This window comes from Bacteroides sp. Phil13 (genome assembly GCF_001940965.1).
Taxonomy (GTDB): Bacteria; Bacteroidota; Bacteroidia; order Bacteroidales; family Bacteroidaceae; genus Bacteroides; species Bacteroides intestinalis.
This window is the reverse complement of the sequence record NZ_MSHA01000001.1, coordinates 109,119-125,478: the sequence shown is the minus strand read 5'-3', so window position 1 is coordinate 125,478 and position 16,360 is coordinate 109,119. Positions and strand designations below refer to the sequence as shown.

The following is a 16,360-nucleotide window of genomic DNA, read 5'->3' as shown; positions in this document are numbered from 1 at the left end:
ATCAAACCTTCAACGCCCGGAGCGATTTCGATGAATGCACCGTAGTCAGCCATAACCACTACTTTACCCTTCACCTTGTCGCCAACTTTCAGTTCAGCGCTAAGAGCATCCCAAGGATGCGGAGTGAGTTGCTTCAGACCGAGAGCGATACGCTTCTTCTCATCGTCGAAATCAAGGATAACAACGTTGAGCTTCTGATCGAGTTCAACCACTTCCTTCGGATCGCTTACGCGGCCCCAAGACAGGTCAGTGATGTGAATCAAACCGTCTACGCCACCCAAGTCGATGAATACGCCGTATGATGTGATATTCTTAACGGTACCCTCAAGAACTTGTCCTTTTTCGAGTTTACCGATAATTTCTTTCTTCTGTTGTTCCAGCTCAGCTTCGATAAGAGCCTTGTGAGAAACAACCACGTTCTTGAATTCCTGGTTGATCTTAACAACCTTGAATTCCATAGTTTTGCCAACGAATACATCGTAGTCGCGGATAGGTTTCACGTCGATCTGAGAACCCGGCAAGAAAGCTTCGATACCGAATACGTCTACGATCATACCACCCTTTGTGCGGCACTTGATGTAACCCTTGATAATTTCTTCGTTTTCCAAAGCAGCGTTCACACGATCCCAAGAGCGAGTAGCGCGAGCTTTACGGTGAGACAGAACCAACTGTCCTTTTTTGTCTTCCTGGTTTTCGATGTATACTTCTACAGTATCGCCGATCTTCAAGTCAGGATTGTAGCGGAATTCATTCAAAGGAATGATACCGTCTGATTTGTAACCGATGTTCACAACAACTTCACGTTTGTTCATCGCGATTACAGTTCCGTCAACTACCTCACGGTCGTTAACTTTGTTAAGCGTACTGTCGTAAGCCTTTTCCAACTCTTCGTGGCTGGCACCACCGAAGGTTTCGCCATTTTCATAAGCATCCCAGTTGAAGTCTTCAACAGGCGCTACATTTTTTAAGTTTTCCATTAAATAAAATAAGTTGTTTAATAATTAATTGAGTGAGACATTATATTAGCTCATAAATTCGGGCGCAAAGATAGTAGTATTTTCTTGAAGAGCAAAAAGTTCCATCTGTTATTTCTCGGTATTTTTACATCCGGCTCGTATAAAAATAGTGGGAACTCCGACCGAGTTGTTTTGTATAGAGAACGAAACAAGGCAAAAACGTTCTGTAGGTGGTGCGTTTGCCACAAACAAACGGTCTAAATCCCACACGTTAATGAAGTAAATGCCACACGTCAATCCCCCAAATGCCACATGTTTCACCTGCTGAGCTATGGCATTTTACTTATTGAGTTGTGGCATTCGGGAAGCTAAGATGTGGCATTTCAAATGAAATGAAAAGGGAGGATACAAATAGAGGAGAAACAATGTCCCTCCTCTTATGCTAATTTAAAGTTGAATCTGAATTAAGATTACGAATACAAATATACGACATTGAAAAGCCGAAGTCAAGTATTCAGGTGTTTTTTTTGAAAGGGAAGTAGTCGCTGAAAGAGATACAATAGAGAAAGCATGAGAGTCATTTGCAAAAGATAAGATATTTCAAGCATTCTTCCTGATATACGCCAGCGCCGCCCCTATCGCCGTCCTGTATTCCGCATACTGTGGAATATGGAAACGCACCCCATATATCTTTTCCATATTTGGAAAAACCTCATGGCATTGCGGAAATTTAGTAAGATTACCGATCAAGACGAAATCTTTGACAGGACCATTCAGCGCAGACAACACAGCTGCACCACCTATCGTTTGCAGTACCATATAAATAATCCCTTTTGCAATATCTTCCTGCGAAGCGTTGCTATCCGCCTTTCCGAACAAAGAAGCAGTGGCATGCACCGGAAGATCCGGCAAAGGACGATTGCAAATATCTCCGATCTGTAAGTTTACGCGGGTAACGTCGCCTTTCTCGGCAATGGCTGCAATCTGCCTGAAATCATGCGTCTTCAGCAACAAGCGGGAAAGCCCCTGCAAAGTGCCTCCGCCAATAGCCATACCACCGATATGTTCTATCTTCTCCCCGCTGATTCTTACGAAAGAAGTGCCCGTTCCCATGCTTACCACAATCAACTGGTCAATATCTGTGGCATGACGTGCACCCAACCCATTGGCTATAAACTCATCGACCTTATCCGTGGGTAAACCATACAATGGACTATCTACAAATGCACTGCCCACACCTGTCAGCATCACTTGCTCTATATCCGAAAGCTGAATGCCGTTATCATAAATATACTTCCCGAAAGCCCCGAACAAAGAAGTAACCGGATCAGTCGCAGTGATAAACATCGGTGACTGTATCTGTTCTCCGTTGATTCCTACAATTTTTGTAGTACTTCCACCAACGTCTATTCCTATTACAATTCCCATAGTTTCAATATTGTATTCGGCTACAAAGGTACAAATTGTTTTATTGCAAACATGTATTCAGATTTTTTTTGCTCCGCACATCTATTTAGAGAAATTCATCTTGAAGAGCAGATTCCTCTGCTTCATTTTTCAGTCCCAAAGCCCTATCTTAACCCTGTCAAGTCCGTACCAAGTCCGTATCTGGTCCGTATAAAGGTACCTTTACTTGGGCTTGACACGGACTTGGTACGGACTTGATACGGAGAAGACGAATGTATCAGCATCAATGGCTGCAAACCTTCGTTATATCCACCGTAAATCCGTCAGCAGCAGGCATGAATTTTCCTTTTGCTTTCAGAAACTCTATCAATTTATCCGCATCCATATCTTCTGCCGAGCAAGTATAGAAATGCTGATGCTCACCGAATTTCCGGATGATTGCCTCTTTTAATGATGATTCCGAATAACTGTTGCCTTCCATCATGTGAAGGACTTCATGAGCATGTAACTGTTCCATAATCTATTTTTTCTGCAAAGATAGCACAGAGCACGGATTGAAGTTGTAACATATGTGACACGAACCTATAAAAAATAAAGAAGCAAAGTTAAAAGCTCTTTTTTACCTCCCGATATACGTTTCGGGAAGTTTCTCCGTTTATAGAAAAGGTATGAGACATTTTTGGTTACTGACATCTCTTATAATACTATTCTCCACTCCCGCCCTTGCCCAGAAAGCGGTCAAGATAGGCGGAACGGTTACGGATGAAAATGGTAATCCGATTGAATTGGCAACAATACGATTGGAAGGGACAGCTATAGGCACAGTCAGCAACCTGAAAGGGAGATATTCGCTGAAATTCGAAAGCCGGGACAGTGTAACGGTCATCTTCTCCATGCTGGGATACCAGACTCGGAAACGAAAGTTAGTACGTCCGCAGGGAAATATCAGTCTGAACATAACCTTGCCCCCGATGAATTTTGAATTGGGCGAAGTGAGCGTAACAGAGCGTCGCCGGCAAACCGGAACCATCCAACAGATAGAAACCAAACAAAACCGCCTGGCCCCTGACGCTTCGGGCGGAAGCATAGAAGCCGTAATAGCCACACAGGCCGGAGTGAGTAGCAACAACGAACTCAGTTCGCAATACAACGTGCGCGGCGGTAGTTTCGACGAGAACATGGTGTACGTCAATGGCATTGAAATATACCGCCCCTTGCTGATCCGTTCCGGGCAACAGGAAGGATTGAGTTTCATCAATCCCGATATGGTGCAATCCGTCGGCTTCTCCACGGGAGGCTATGAGGCCAAGTACGGGGACAAGATGTCATCCGTGCTGGACATCACTTACAAGAAACCCGAACGATTGGAAGGAAGTGCCTCCGTCAGCCTGTTGGGAGCTTCGGCATACGTAGGAATTGCCACCAAAAAGCTAACCTGGACAAACGGCGTCCGTTATAAAACCAACCAATATTTGCTCGGCACGCTGGATACAAAAGGAGAATACGACCCACGTTATATCGACTATCAAACTTATCTGGACTGGACACCTTCGAAGCGTTGGGAAATAGGCGTCATCGGCAATATTTCAGAAAACCGCTATAACTTCCAGCCGGAAGACCGCTACACCCGCTTCGGTACTCTCAGCAATGTACGTGAGTTTAAAGTTTATTTTGAAGGACAGGAGAAAGATTTATTCCGCACCCTGTTCGGAACCGCCTACGCCACCTACCGGCTGAACGAACAAAACAGCCTGACCCTGCAAGTCTCTGCCTTCCACACGAAAGAACAGGAAACGTACGACATCACCGGGCAATACTGGCTGAACTCCCTGGACAGTGGAACGCAAGTAGACGGCACTACCAACGAAGAGGAAACTTCCGAAACCATCGGTGTGGGAACTTACATGGAACATGCCCGCAATTACCTTACCGCAGAAGTGCAAAGTTATTCCATCACAGGCCGCCACCGACTGAAAAGCCACTCCCTGCAATGGGGTGCGGAGTTCAAACGGGAGCGCATCAAAGACCGGATGCGCGAATGGGAAATGCGCGACTCTGCCGGATACTCCATGCCGCAGACTTCCGAAGGACCGAAACTATTCTACACCCTCCGCTCACGCAATGAAACGGACAGCAAACGATACGGATTTTACCTGCAAGATACATACCGCTTCCGCTCCACCGCCGGACTATTCACCCTGACCGCCGGCATACGAGGCAGTTACTGGAACTGGAACAAAGAATTCATCTTCAGCCCGCGTGCGTCCCTGGCTCTGATTCCGGCATTCAATGAGAAATTCACCCTGAGAGTAGCCGCCGGAGTCTATTACCAGGCACCGTTTTATAAAGAATTCCGGGATACTACCCAAGTTGACGGGATAGCTACCGTATCCCTGAACCGTGACATCCGTTCGCAGCGCTCCCTGCACTTCGTTGCAGGCGGCGACTATAATTTCCGTGCCATGGAGCGCCCGTTCCGCTTCTCTATGGAAGTGTATTACAAAGCGTTGGGCAATCTCATCCCTTACAATATAGATAATGTACGGATCAGTTATTACGGACGCAACCTTTCCAAAGGTTACGCCACTGGTATCGACATGAAACTATTCGGTGAATTTGTTCCCGGAACAGATTCCTGGCTGAGCTTCTCCTTGATGAAAACTGAAGAAAAAATAAACGGACAATGGCTCCCCCGCCCTACCGACCAGCGCTACCGTCTTTCGCTCTATTTTACAGACTATTTTCCCGGTAGCCGCAAATGGAAAATGAACCTGAAAGGTACACTTGCAGGAGGTCTTCCCTTCGGTCCTCCACATAGCGGACGCGAGGCTGCCGTATTCCGTACATCCCCTTACCGACGTGTGGATATAGGTATGTCCCGCTGTATCATCGACCGTAGCGAACGCGAAAATAAGCGCGGCATCCGCAGCCTTTGGTTGGGGGTTGATATTTTCAATTTGCTAAATATCAGCAACGTCAACTCATATTATTGGGTAACAGACACCCGAAATAACCAGTTTGCAGTACCCAATTACCTGACATCCCGTCAGATTAATGTCCGACTGTTGCTCGACTTCTGAACAGAAGTCTAAAAAAAACTTTCTAAACTTCAAATATCCAATAATTAATTGACGAAAAATTTCTTTATTAAGCAAGAAATCTCTTTCTTTGTGCTGTTTTATGCCTTTAATTAAGACATTATACCAACATTAATAAATATAGTTATGAAGATTTCACACATTGAGCATCTGGGCATTGCCGTAAAGAGCATTGAAGAAGCCCTGCCGTATTACGAGAACGTATTGGGTCTGAAATGCTACAACATCGAAACTGTAGAAGACCAGAAAGTTAAAACCGCTTTTCTGAAAGTTGGTGACACTAAAATCGAACTACTCGAACCGACCTCTCCCGAAAGTACTATTGCTAAGTTCATCGAAAACAAAGGTGCAGGCGTTCATCACGTAGCATTTGCTATTGAAGACGGTGTAGCAAACGCATTAGCTGAAGTAGAAGCTGCAGGCGTTCGCTTAATCGACAAGGCTCCGCGCAAAGGTGCTGAAGGTCTGAACATTGCTTTCTTACACCCGAAATCAACACTGGGCGTATTGACAGAACTTTGCGAAAAGCCGGAATAATATGCATTAATTACGAATTTAGGAATGACGAATTACTTATTTTACAGGCAGTTCGTCATTTGTAATTCATAATTCACAATAAAAAAATAGTATTAACCCATTATATTTAATAAAATGAGTAATCAACTTGAAAAGATTAAAGAGCTTATAGATCGCCGCGCAGCTGCACGTCTGGGTGGTGGTGAAAAAGCGATTGCCAAACAGCATGAGAAAGGTAAATATACAGCTCGTGAGCGCATAGCCATGCTTCTCGACGAAGGTAGTTTCGAAGAAATGGATATGTTTGTAGAGCACAGATGTACCAACTTCGGTATGGAAAAGAAACACTATCCCGGTGATGGTGTTGTGACTGGTTGTGGTACTATCGATGGTCGTTTGGTTTATCTGTTCGCACAGGACTTTACAGTTTCTGCCGGTTCTTTGTCTGAAACGATGTCTCTGAAGATCTGTAAAATTATGGATCAGGCTATGAAAATGGGTGCTCCTTGTATCGGTATCAACGACTCGGGTGGTGCACGTATCCAGGAAGGTATCAACGCTTTGGCTGGTTATGCTGAAATCTTCCAGCGCAATATCCTGGCATCAGGTGTTATCCCGCAGATTTCAGGTATCTTCGGTCCTTGTGCCGGTGGTGCTGTTTACTCTCCTGCACTGACAGACTTCACGTTGATGATGGAAGGTACTTCTTATATGTTCCTTACCGGTCCGAAGGTAGTTAAGACTGTAACGGGTGAAGACGTAACTCAGGAAAATCTGGGTGGCGCAAGTGTTCACTCTACTAAATCAGGTGTAACTCACTTCACTGCCAAGACTGAAGAAGAAGGTTTGGCTTTGTTGCGTAAACTGTTGAGCTACATTCCTCAGAACAACCTAGAGGAAGCTCCTTACGTAGATTGCACCGATCCTATCGACCGTCTGGAAGATTCTCTGAATGAAATCATCCCCGATAGCCCGAACAAGCCGTACGACATGTACGAAGTAATTGCTGCTATCGTTGACAACGGTGAGTTCCTCGAAGTTCAGAAAGATTACTCAAAGAATATCATTATCGGTTTCGCGCGTTTCAACGGACAGTCCGTAGGTATCGTTGCCAACCAGCCGAAGTATCTGGCAGGTGTGCTCGATAGCAACGCATCCCGTAAGGGTGGCCGCTTCGTTCGTTTCTGCGATGCTTTCAATATTCCTATCGTTTCATTAGTAGACGTTCCGGGATTCCTTCCGGGAACAGGTCAGGAATACAATGGTGTAATTCTGCATGGTGCTAAATTGCTGTATGCTTACGGTGAGGCTACTGTACCTAAGGTAACAGTAACATTGCGTAAGTCTTACGGTGGTTCACACATCGTAATGAGCTGTAAGCAACTCCGTGGTGACATGAACTACGCATGGCCTACGGCTGAAATCGCTGTAATGGGTGGTGCCGGTGCCGTTGAGGTATTGTATGCCCGCGAAGCTAAGGAACAGGAAAATCCTGCTCAATTCCTGGCAGAAAAAGAAGCTGAATACACCAAGTTGTTTGCTAATCCTTACAATGCAGCTAAGTATGGTTACATCGATGATGTGATTGAACCGCGTAACACACGTTTCCGCATTATCCGCGCCTTGCAACAGTTGCAGACTAAGAAATTGACTAATCCGGCTAAGAAGCATGGTAATATTCCTTTATAATCAGGCTTTTAACACTAAAAACAAGAACGATTATGAACAAAACAAAAATCGGAATATTCTTTACCTTGCTGCTGGTGTTAGGTGTATGCTCTTCCTGCGGAGAGAAAAGATCGAACAATAAGCTGCTGCTGAATGAAGTACTGATTACCAACGAAGGTAATTATCAGGACGACTACGGTTTGCACAGCGCATGGATTGAAATATTCAATAGATCGTATGGTAGTGCCGACCTCGCAGCATGCTTATTAAGGGCAAGCAGCCAACCCGGTGACACTACTACTTACTTCATCCCCAAAGGTGATGTATTGACATTGGTAAAACCACGTCAGCACTCATTATTCTGGGCAGACGGAGAACCAAGACGTGGTACATTCCATACAAACTTCACATTGGACCCAGAAAAAGAGAACTGGATCGGCTTATTTGATTCTGGCCGTAATTTGATTGATCAAGTTACTATCCCTGCCGGAGTATTGAAGACCAATCAATCTTACGGACGTGTAAGCGATGCTGCTTCTCAATGGGAAGTTAAAGACGGTAGTGCAGAGAAATACGTAACTCCGAGTACTAACAACAAAACCATCGACAGCAATGCCAAGATGGAGAAATTCGAAGAGCATGACAGCAATGGTATCGGTATGTCTATTTCTGCCATGAGCGTAGTATTTTGCGGTTTGATCCTGCTTTTCATTGCTTTCAAGATTGTCGGCAAAGCATCTGTAAGCCTTAGCAAGCGTAATGCAATGAAGGCTAAAGGTATTACTGACAAGCAGGAAGCCAAAGAAAAGAAACTGGGCGAAGCTCCGGGAGAGATATTTGCTGCCATTGCCATGGCCATGCACGAGATGCAAAGCGATGTACACGATGTGGAAGACACCGTTCTTACTATCACCCGTGTAAAACGCAGCTATTCACCATGGAGTTCGAAGATTTACACATTACGTGAAACTCCTCTGAAAAAGTAACCACCTATAAATTGATAAAACGATGAAAGAATATAAATATAAAATCAACGGTAATACATATAAAGTTACCATTGGAGATATCGATGAAAATATCGCTCATGTAGAAGTGAACGGTACCCCCTACAAGGTAGAAATGGAAAAGGCACCTAAAGTGGTTGTTAAACCGGTAACCCGTCCTACCACTCCGGCTCCTGCTCCAACCCCGGTAGTGAAACCGGCTGCTCCTTCTACAGGCAAATCAGGTGTAAAATCTCCGCTTCCCGGTGTTATCCTCGACATCAAAGTCAATGTAGGTGATACAGTGAAGAAAGGACAAACGATTATTATCCTTGAGGCTATGAAGATGGAGAACAATATCAATGCCGACAAAGACGGTAAAATCACTGCAATCAACGTAAGTAAAGGAGATTCCGTTCTCGAAGGTAATGACCTTGTAATTATTGAATAATATGGGAGAATTTATCACATTTTTAGGAAACAACCTTGCCGACTTCTGGACGTACACGGGCTTTGCCAATGCAACGGCAGGTCATGTCACTATGATCCTGATAGGTTTGTTCTTCATATACTTGGCAGTAGCCAAGGAATTTGAGCCGATGCTGCTGATTCCCATCGGATTCGGTATGCTGATCGGTAATATCCCCTTTAACATGGAAGCCGGATTGAAAGTCGGCATCTATGAGGAAGGTTCTGTGCTCAACATCCTGTACCAAGGAGTAACCTCCGGTTGGTATCCGCCACTCATCTTCTTGGGCATCGGTGCTATGACGGACTTCTCGTCTCTGATATCCAATCCTAAATTGTTACTGATTGGTGCTGCTGCTCAGTTTGGTATCTTCGGTGCTTACATGATTGCTTTGGAAATAGGTTTCGATCCTATGCAAGCCGGTGCAATCGGTATCATCGGTGGTGCTGACGGTCCGACGGCTATCTTCCTTTCATCCAAGCTGGCTCCTAACCTGATGGGTGCGATTGCGGTATCAGCCTATTCGTACATGGCGTTGGTACCGGTAATCCAGCCGCCTATCATGCGCCTGTTGACTAACAAGCACGAACGTCTGATCCGTATGAAACCACCGCGCGTAGTTTCTCACACGGAGAAAGTAATCTTCCCGATTATCGGTTTGTTGCTGACTTGTTTCCTCGTTCCGTCCGGTCTGCCTTTGTTGGGTATGCTGTTCTTCGGTAACCTGTTGAAAGAAAGTGGTGTAACCCGTCGTTTAGCTGAAACGGCACGTGGTCCGCTGATTGATACAATCACTATCTTATTAGGTTTGACAGTAGGTGCTTCTACTCAGGCTTCTGAATTCCTGACGCTGGACTCTATCAAGATCTTCGGTCTGGGTGCATTATCATTCGTGATTGCTACCGCTTCAGGTGTCATCTTCGTGAAGATATTCAACCTCTTCCTGAAGAAGGATAATAAGATTAATCCGTTGATCGGTAATGCAGGTGTATCTGCCGTACCTGATTCGGCACGTATCTCTCAGGTAGTAGGTCTGGAATATGATCCTACAAACTACCTGCTGATGCACGCCATGGGTCCGAACGTTGCAGGTGTAATCGGTTCAGCAGTGGCTGCCGGTATCTTGCTGGGATTCTTGATGTAAAAGACAAGTGCGTTGAATGGTATCTTTACCATTCAAAACATCCGCTATATTTTAGCGCTCCTACGTCTGAAGGGGCGCTATTTTTATTCGTTAATCTATCTAAAAGAAGCTACGAACATTTCGTAAAGTAAATCTTTTTAGTAACTTGCAGCCAATTAAGCAATACTTTAAAGATAAAAAGACTATGCGGAAACTCTTTATTCTACTCTTTTTCAGTGCCTCCTCATTGCTGATGGCACAAAATACCAACCCTATTCAGGAAGCAATGGCAAACTATGATTATGAGACGGCATTGACGCTTATAGATAAGGAAACGCCGACTATTCCCTTACTCTATCAAAAAGGGAAGGCTCTAAAAAGTCTTGGTAATAACAGGGAAGCACTTCAAGTATACGAGGAAGTCATATTGCAAGATTCTCTGAATCCACGAGCTTATATTGAAGCAGCAGAGTGCTGCAAGTCATTATTAAAAAACAAACAAGCATTGAAATATTACCAAAAGGCAGTGGACCTGAATCCGGATAATAAATATGCCCGTATTCAATACATTACTCTATTACTGAATCAGCGGAAATTCGATGAAGCATTGGGAGAGAGCAGTCTACTTACAGAAACAGATAGCTCGGCTGTTGCGTTACACCTACAAGCTCAAAGTTTTGAAGGGGTAGATGACATTTTAGCAGCATTAGGATGCTATGAAAACATACAGGAGAAATATCCCAACGATTTTCTGGCTGCTGCCAAAGCAGCAAGACTACACATCGAAGGAGCATTTTATAATTATGCTATCGAAGCTACCGAAAAATACCGCCAAATAGACAGTACAAACGTTGTTGTAAACCAACAAAATGCATTGGCATACTGCCTGATGAAAGATTATCAGACCGCAATACAGAGATACGAACAGTTACTAAGCCTAGGGGACAGTACATTTACCACCTGTTATTATTTAGGAGTCAGTTATTATGCAGTAGAAAAGTTTTATGAAGCACATGATATACTGGAAGTAGCTCGCCAATATGATAAGCGTAATGTGAATCTGCTATATTATTTAGGACGCTCCTGTTCCAAAACGTCATGGAAGGATCAAGGAGTTGCATATCTGGAAGAAGCTGTGGCATATGCTACCCCACCCGATAGCGCTATGGTACGCCTCTATGTCGGCCTCACAGACTGCTATAAAATGGCACTAATGCCTAAAGAGCAAATCAAAACGATGCAAGACAGATATGATAAATATGATATAGAAAATCATAAGCTCTTGTATGACATGGCATATGTTTACCAATATCAGTTGAAAGATAAAAAGAATACAGAACGTTGTCTGGAGGCTTTCCTTAAAACGCGTCCCAAAAACAGCAGTGAGCAACCCGAAACAGATGATAAAGGAAATGTAATATTAGGATTAAGTACTTATTATGGTGCGGCCGAAACTTGGCTGAAAGATCTTCGCGAGAAAAAGAAAGTGGATGACTTCTTTCAGGGGAAAGTGATGGCAGTACCAACAAATACGAAAAAGACAGAAACTTCCAGAGACACAGTAAAGAAGTGAAAACGTTTGCATAACATTATAAAGTATATAATAGCGGAGTAGCGGCAGCTTTCTCCGCTATTTGCTTATATTAGCACCAAAATACGGATATAATAACGAAAAGCTAATATCATGAAAAAATTATTCCTTATCCTGGGAACGTTTTTACTTTCCCTTAGTACTTATGCAGCTATGAACGTAAACAAAATCGACCCTCCGTTTTGGTACACCGGAATGCAAAATCCCGAACTCCAACTTATGGTCTACGGTGAAGACATCGGTAATTCTTCCGTTACTGTCAACTATCCCGGCGTTTCTTTGAGCAGCACTGTCAAGCTGGAAAGCCCGAACTACCTGATTGTCTACCTGAGACTGGAGAAAGATGTGAAACCTGGTAAAGTAGCTCTCACTTTTGCACAAGGCAAAAAGAAAATCTTTAAAGAGTATGAACTGAAAGCACGCAGCAAGAAAAGCTGTGAGCACAAAGGTTTTGATGCTTCCGACGCCCTCTACCTGTTGATGCCCGACCGTTTCGCAAACGGCAATCCGGATAATGACCAAATCCCCGGCATGGCCGAATACAAAGTAGACCGCAATGATCCAAACGCCCGCCATGGTGGTGACCTTGCAGGTATCGAGCAAAATCTGGATTACTTCTCCGACCTGGGTGTAACTGCCCTTTGGTTCACTCCGGTACTGGAAAACAATATGACTGGTGGTTCGTACCACGGCTATGCTACTACCGATTACTATAAAGTTGATCCACGTTTCGGTACCAATGAAGAGTATCAGCAACTGATATCCAAATGCCACGACCGCGGCATTAAGATTGTAATGGATATGATCTTCAACCACTGCGGTGTAGAGCATCCATGGATTAAAGATATGCCATCTAAAGACTGGTTCAACAATCCCGATCATGAAAAGAACTTCGTGCAGACTTCTTTCAAACTGACTCCGCACGTTGATCCTTATACTTCACAATACGATTTCGACCAGATGAACGACGGTTGGTTTGTCACCGCTATGCCGGACCTTAACCAAAAGAACCCGCATGTATATCGCTACCTGGTACAGAACAGCTTCTGGTGGATTGAATACGCCAATATCGACGGCATCCGTATGGACACTTATCCGTATGCCAACTATGACGCCATGAGCAACTGGATGAAAGAGCTGAACGAAGAATATCCCAGCTACAACACCGTAGGCGAAACCTGGGTTACCGAACCGGCTTATACAGCCTGGTGGCAAATGGATTCCAAACTCTCTGCCCCGAAAAACAGTAACCTGAAAACCGTTATGGACTTCAGCTTCTTCGATAAGATAAACATTGCCAAGACTGAACAAACAGAGACATGGTTCAAAGGCCTGGACCGTGTATACAACAACTTCGTATACGACTTCCTCTACCCTAATCCTGCTTCCGTACTGGCATTTATCGAAAACCATGATACCGACCGCTTCCTGGGTGAAGGCGACAATCTGCCAATGCTGAAACAGGCTTCTACCCTGCTACTTACCACCCGCCGTATTCCGCAGCTCTACTATGGTACGGAAATCATGATGAACGGTGTAAAGAGCAAGAGTGACGGATACGTTCGTAAAGACTTCCCCGGTGGATGGACTGGCGATACAGAAACTGCACTGACAGCCGCAGGACGCAGCAAGATACAGAACGAATGTTATAACTTCTACAAGACCTTATTGAACTGGCGTAAAGGAAACGATGTCATTGCCAAAGGTAGCATGGTGCAATTCATGGTACAGAATGGTGTTTATGCCTATGCCCGCCAGCACGAAGGTAAAACCGTATTCGTAATGTTGAATGGTACAGATGCCGAAACTACTGTTCCTTTGAAATTCTACAAAGAAATATTGAAAGATTCCAAACAAGGAAAAGATATTCTCAGCGGAAAGACAGTTACATTCGGTGAATCACTGACAATGGGACCAAGAGAATCATTGGTGATTGAGTTATAAATAACATTTCATAAAAACAAAGAAACGCAGAGAAATACACTCTGCGTTTTTTTGTATACCCATGCCAAATTCACTAAAAAATCAACCTGCCTTAGTCGGACAAATACTTATTAGTAGTCTATCAACTACCTATAAATAATAGATACAACATTTAAAAACAAAAAGATGCTTTGCTTCATAAAACAACAAAGATGATGGATAAGAAAAAGGGAAATGGCATAATTATAACAGGCAAATGAATCATTTTTAAACATATAATAAAATAATTGTTCTCACCTTTGTCTATTGAATTTACATTCAAATCAAGTATTATGAAAAATAGACAAACTACTATCTTATATGTCTTATTATGCTGTGCATGCCTTTTTTCGTGTCAGCGTGATAATACTACCAAGCTATTAGAGTTGGCAGAAGCCCAAATATGGGAAAACCCGGATTCTACTTTACAGATACTGGAACAGATTTCTTCACCGGAAAAACTCAAAGGAAAAGAACAGGCTGACTATGCCTTGCTACTGACACAAGCAAAATATCGCTACAACATCCTGGCACCTTCAGATTCTCTGATAAATATTACAATAGATTATTATAAAGAAAAGGCTGACAGTTTATTACGTGCAGCTTTAAAAACTTCTGATCTAAATGTAAAAGTGAATATCTATTCTGCATTATATAAACAAGCAGAAGAGAATAAACAATATAAGAAAGCCATTAAATATCTTAAAAATTACATTGCGGTTATTAATTCCGTTCGAGATGAACTAAAGAGTACAGAAATCAGAGAATTGCAACTAAAATACGACAAATCCACCACCCTCAGGCAAAATGCTGAAATACGAATGAGTTGGTATCTCACTATTGCTATTGGAATCTTAATAGTAATAGTATTAATACTCCTTTACTTCTATAGCTTGAAAATGTATAAGAAGCAGAAAGGAAAAAAGTTATCCCAACAGAAACAAGGGTCTATTAAGTTACAAGAACAGATAGATACCTTCCAAACAATGATAGAAGAAAACGAGAATCTGCATAGCCTGGAACAAGAAGAAACCTTGAATAAAATCATAGCTTTGCAGAATGAAAAAGGAGAAAAAGATATACGCATAAAGCAGTTGGTAACCTGCTCTATTACTTACAAATTAAGGGGATGAATACCCTTTCCTAACACATGACGCTCACTAATCCACTGGCTTCCTCCCGCTATACGCAAGCCATGAACAGTGCCTTGGCACAGGGGCACGGATACGATGAAGCCAGCCAGTTAGCCGCCAATAACTTTTATTCCACGCTTCAGCAACAGAGTCTGCTACTGGGCATCAAGACTGTAATCGGCTATCTGCTGATTGCCGCATTGGTTATCGCAGTGGTTTCCGCTTTCATCCCTTTCCATAAGACTCTGAAAGTGGCTGTGGTGAAGACGGGAGACGATATGGTATAAAGATTATAGTGGCCTCATAAGTATAAATTAAGATTTATATCAAGCCTTTGGCTAAGTTCAATCGAATCAGGGTAAAGGTTTTAAGAGATAATTGGAGACCTTTCTCAAAGATTTAGTATTTTTGGCAGCTGTAATAAACCGTTAAACTATCGAAGCCTGCATATTACTATCGTGGAGAATAGTAATTGCGCTACATACAGAAATTGCTGAGGCAAAAAGTAAATTAACACTCCATTATCACGAAAGTAAAGCTATAAAATAATCAATTTGAATACCTGCTATGACTACAGAAAATAAAATAAAGTATTTTGAAAATCGAGAAGATTGGAGAAAGTGGTTAATGGACAACTTTGAAACCTCCTGTGAAATATGGTTTGTACTTCCCTATATGTCATCAGATAAAAAAGGTATTTTATACAATGATGCTGTTGAAGAAGCTCTTTGCTTCGATTGGATTGACAGCACAACAAAACCACTTGACAAAGATCATAAAATTCAGCGTTTCACACCCAGAAATCCTAAAAGTACTTACTCACAAGCCAACAAAGAAAGGCTTAAATGGCTATTGGAAAATAAAATGATACACCCAAAATTTGAAGATAAAACGCGAAGCATTTTATCTGAGCCTTTCATTTTTCCCAATGATATAATTGATAAATTGAAAGAAGATGAAACGGTATGGAAAAACTATCAGCCATTTTCCGAAGCATATAAACGAATCCGAATAGCGTACATCGAAGCCGCAAGAAAACGTCCTGAAGAATTTGAGAAGCGGTTAAATAACTTCATTAGCAAAACAAAAGAAAACAAAACGATTATAGGATTTGGCGGAATTGAAAAATACTATTAATCAAAAGATTAGCATCATAAATAGAAAAACGATTTAAAATGAGAGCCGAAACACTTGACTTCACCTTTCTGATGTAGTATCTTTGTAGAAGTTTAAGAATAGAGCTCTAACATAAACCTAAAACTTTAGCTAATGGAAAAATTTACCTTTTCTTTTCTCCGAACTTACCGGAATGCATTTTCCGGCACGTTTTATTCTGAAGAATACCACAATATCTTTACAGCAAAGTATTATTAAGCGAACAAATATGACAATACTTTCAGCAAAACCAGATATCAAACATATAATCACTGATAGCTTACTCCCAAACCATCTAA

At 42.7% G+C, this 16,360-nt stretch carries 13 protein-coding genes and 1 pseudogene; 11 read left to right on the top strand and 3 right to left on the bottom strand.

The annotated features are described in order from the left end of the window. The 3 genes from BWI44_RS00375 to BWI44_RS00365 all read right to left on the bottom strand — a co-directional run. Nucleotides 1-977, bottom strand: a 977-nt coding sequence (locus BWI44_RS00375) for a 30S ribosomal protein S1 (RefSeq protein ID WP_286810294.1), incomplete at its 3' end; no start/stop codon positions are given. A gap of 579 nt (nucleotides 978-1,556) precedes the next feature. Further along, nucleotides 1,557-2,384, bottom strand: a complete 828-nt coding sequence (gene coaW / locus BWI44_RS00370) for a type II pantothenate kinase (RefSeq protein WP_007666255.1) — start codon at nucleotides 2,382-2,384, stop codon at nucleotides 1,557-1,559. A 262-nt stretch (nucleotides 2,385-2,646) separates the two neighbouring features. Next, entirely contained in the window at nucleotides 2,647-2,880 is a 234-nt protein-coding gene (locus BWI44_RS00365; protein WP_115502469.1) for a YecH family metal-binding protein, read from the bottom strand. Between the two features lie 151 nt (nucleotides 2,881-3,031). Here BWI44_RS00365 and BWI44_RS00360 point away from each other — a divergent pair, with 151 nt between their 5' ends. From BWI44_RS00360 to BWI44_RS00310, 11 genes and pseudogenes are all read left to right on the top strand, one after another. After that, nucleotides 3,032-5,443 carry a TonB-dependent receptor gene (locus BWI44_RS00360; RefSeq protein WP_138292866.1) on the top strand — a complete coding sequence of 804 codons (2,412 nt, stop codon included), beginning with the start codon at nucleotides 3,032-3,034 and terminating at the stop codon, nucleotides 5,441-5,443. A 144-nt stretch (nucleotides 5,444-5,587) separates the two neighbouring features. Then, nucleotides 5,588-5,998 carry a methylmalonyl-CoA epimerase gene (gene mce, locus BWI44_RS00355; protein WP_007212904.1) on the top strand — a complete coding sequence of 137 codons (411 nt, stop codon included), beginning with the start codon at nucleotides 5,588-5,590 and terminating at the stop codon, nucleotides 5,996-5,998. Between the two features lie 114 nt (nucleotides 5,999-6,112). After that, nucleotides 6,113-7,666, top strand: coding sequence for an acyl-CoA carboxylase subunit beta (locus BWI44_RS00350; protein WP_007666264.1), 1,554 nt, complete (start codon nucleotides 6,113-6,115; stop codon nucleotides 7,664-7,666). 32 nt (nucleotides 7,667-7,698) lie between these two features. Continuing rightward, on the top strand, nucleotides 7,699-8,631 hold the full coding sequence (locus BWI44_RS00345) for an OadG family transporter subunit (protein WP_007666265.1): 933 nt from the start codon (nucleotides 7,699-7,701) through the stop codon (nucleotides 8,629-8,631). 22 nt (nucleotides 8,632-8,653) lie between these two features. Next, complete coding sequence (locus BWI44_RS00340; RefSeq protein ID WP_044534374.1) at nucleotides 8,654-9,079, top strand: biotin/lipoyl-containing protein; 426 nt, start codon at nucleotides 8,654-8,656, stop codon at nucleotides 9,077-9,079. A 1-nt stretch (nucleotide 9,080) separates the two neighbouring features. Further along, nucleotides 9,081-10,241 (top strand): sodium ion-translocating decarboxylase subunit beta, encoded by a 1,161-nt coding sequence (locus BWI44_RS00335; RefSeq protein WP_007666269.1) that lies wholly within the window; start codon nucleotides 9,081-9,083, stop codon nucleotides 10,239-10,241. A gap of 184 nt (nucleotides 10,242-10,425) precedes the next feature. Next, entirely contained in the window at nucleotides 10,426-11,793 is a 1,368-nt protein-coding gene (locus BWI44_RS00330; RefSeq protein WP_021967662.1) for a tetratricopeptide repeat protein, read from the top strand. Nucleotides 11,794-11,904: 111 nt separating this feature from the next. Beyond that, nucleotides 11,905-13,755 (top strand): glycoside hydrolase family 13 protein, encoded by a 1,851-nt coding sequence (locus tag BWI44_RS00325; protein WP_286810280.1) that lies wholly within the window; start codon nucleotides 11,905-11,907, stop codon nucleotides 13,753-13,755. A gap of 278 nt (nucleotides 13,756-14,033) precedes the next feature. Further along, nucleotides 14,034-14,906, top strand: a complete 873-nt coding sequence (locus tag BWI44_RS00320) for a hypothetical protein (protein WP_229036023.1) — start codon at nucleotides 14,034-14,036, stop codon at nucleotides 14,904-14,906. Then, nucleotides 14,873-15,193 (top strand): annotated as a pseudogene (locus tag BWI44_RS00315) (MFS transporter); the annotation flags it as partial. The gene BWI44_RS00320 and the pseudogene BWI44_RS00315, both read left to right, overlap by 34 nt. Nucleotides 15,194-15,473: 280 nt before the next feature. Beyond that, nucleotides 15,474-16,043 (top strand): YdeI/OmpD-associated family protein, encoded by a 570-nt coding sequence (locus BWI44_RS00310; protein ID WP_195208126.1) that lies wholly within the window; start codon nucleotides 15,474-15,476, stop codon nucleotides 16,041-16,043. The last annotated feature ends 317 nt before the right edge of the window (nucleotides 16,044-16,360 follow it).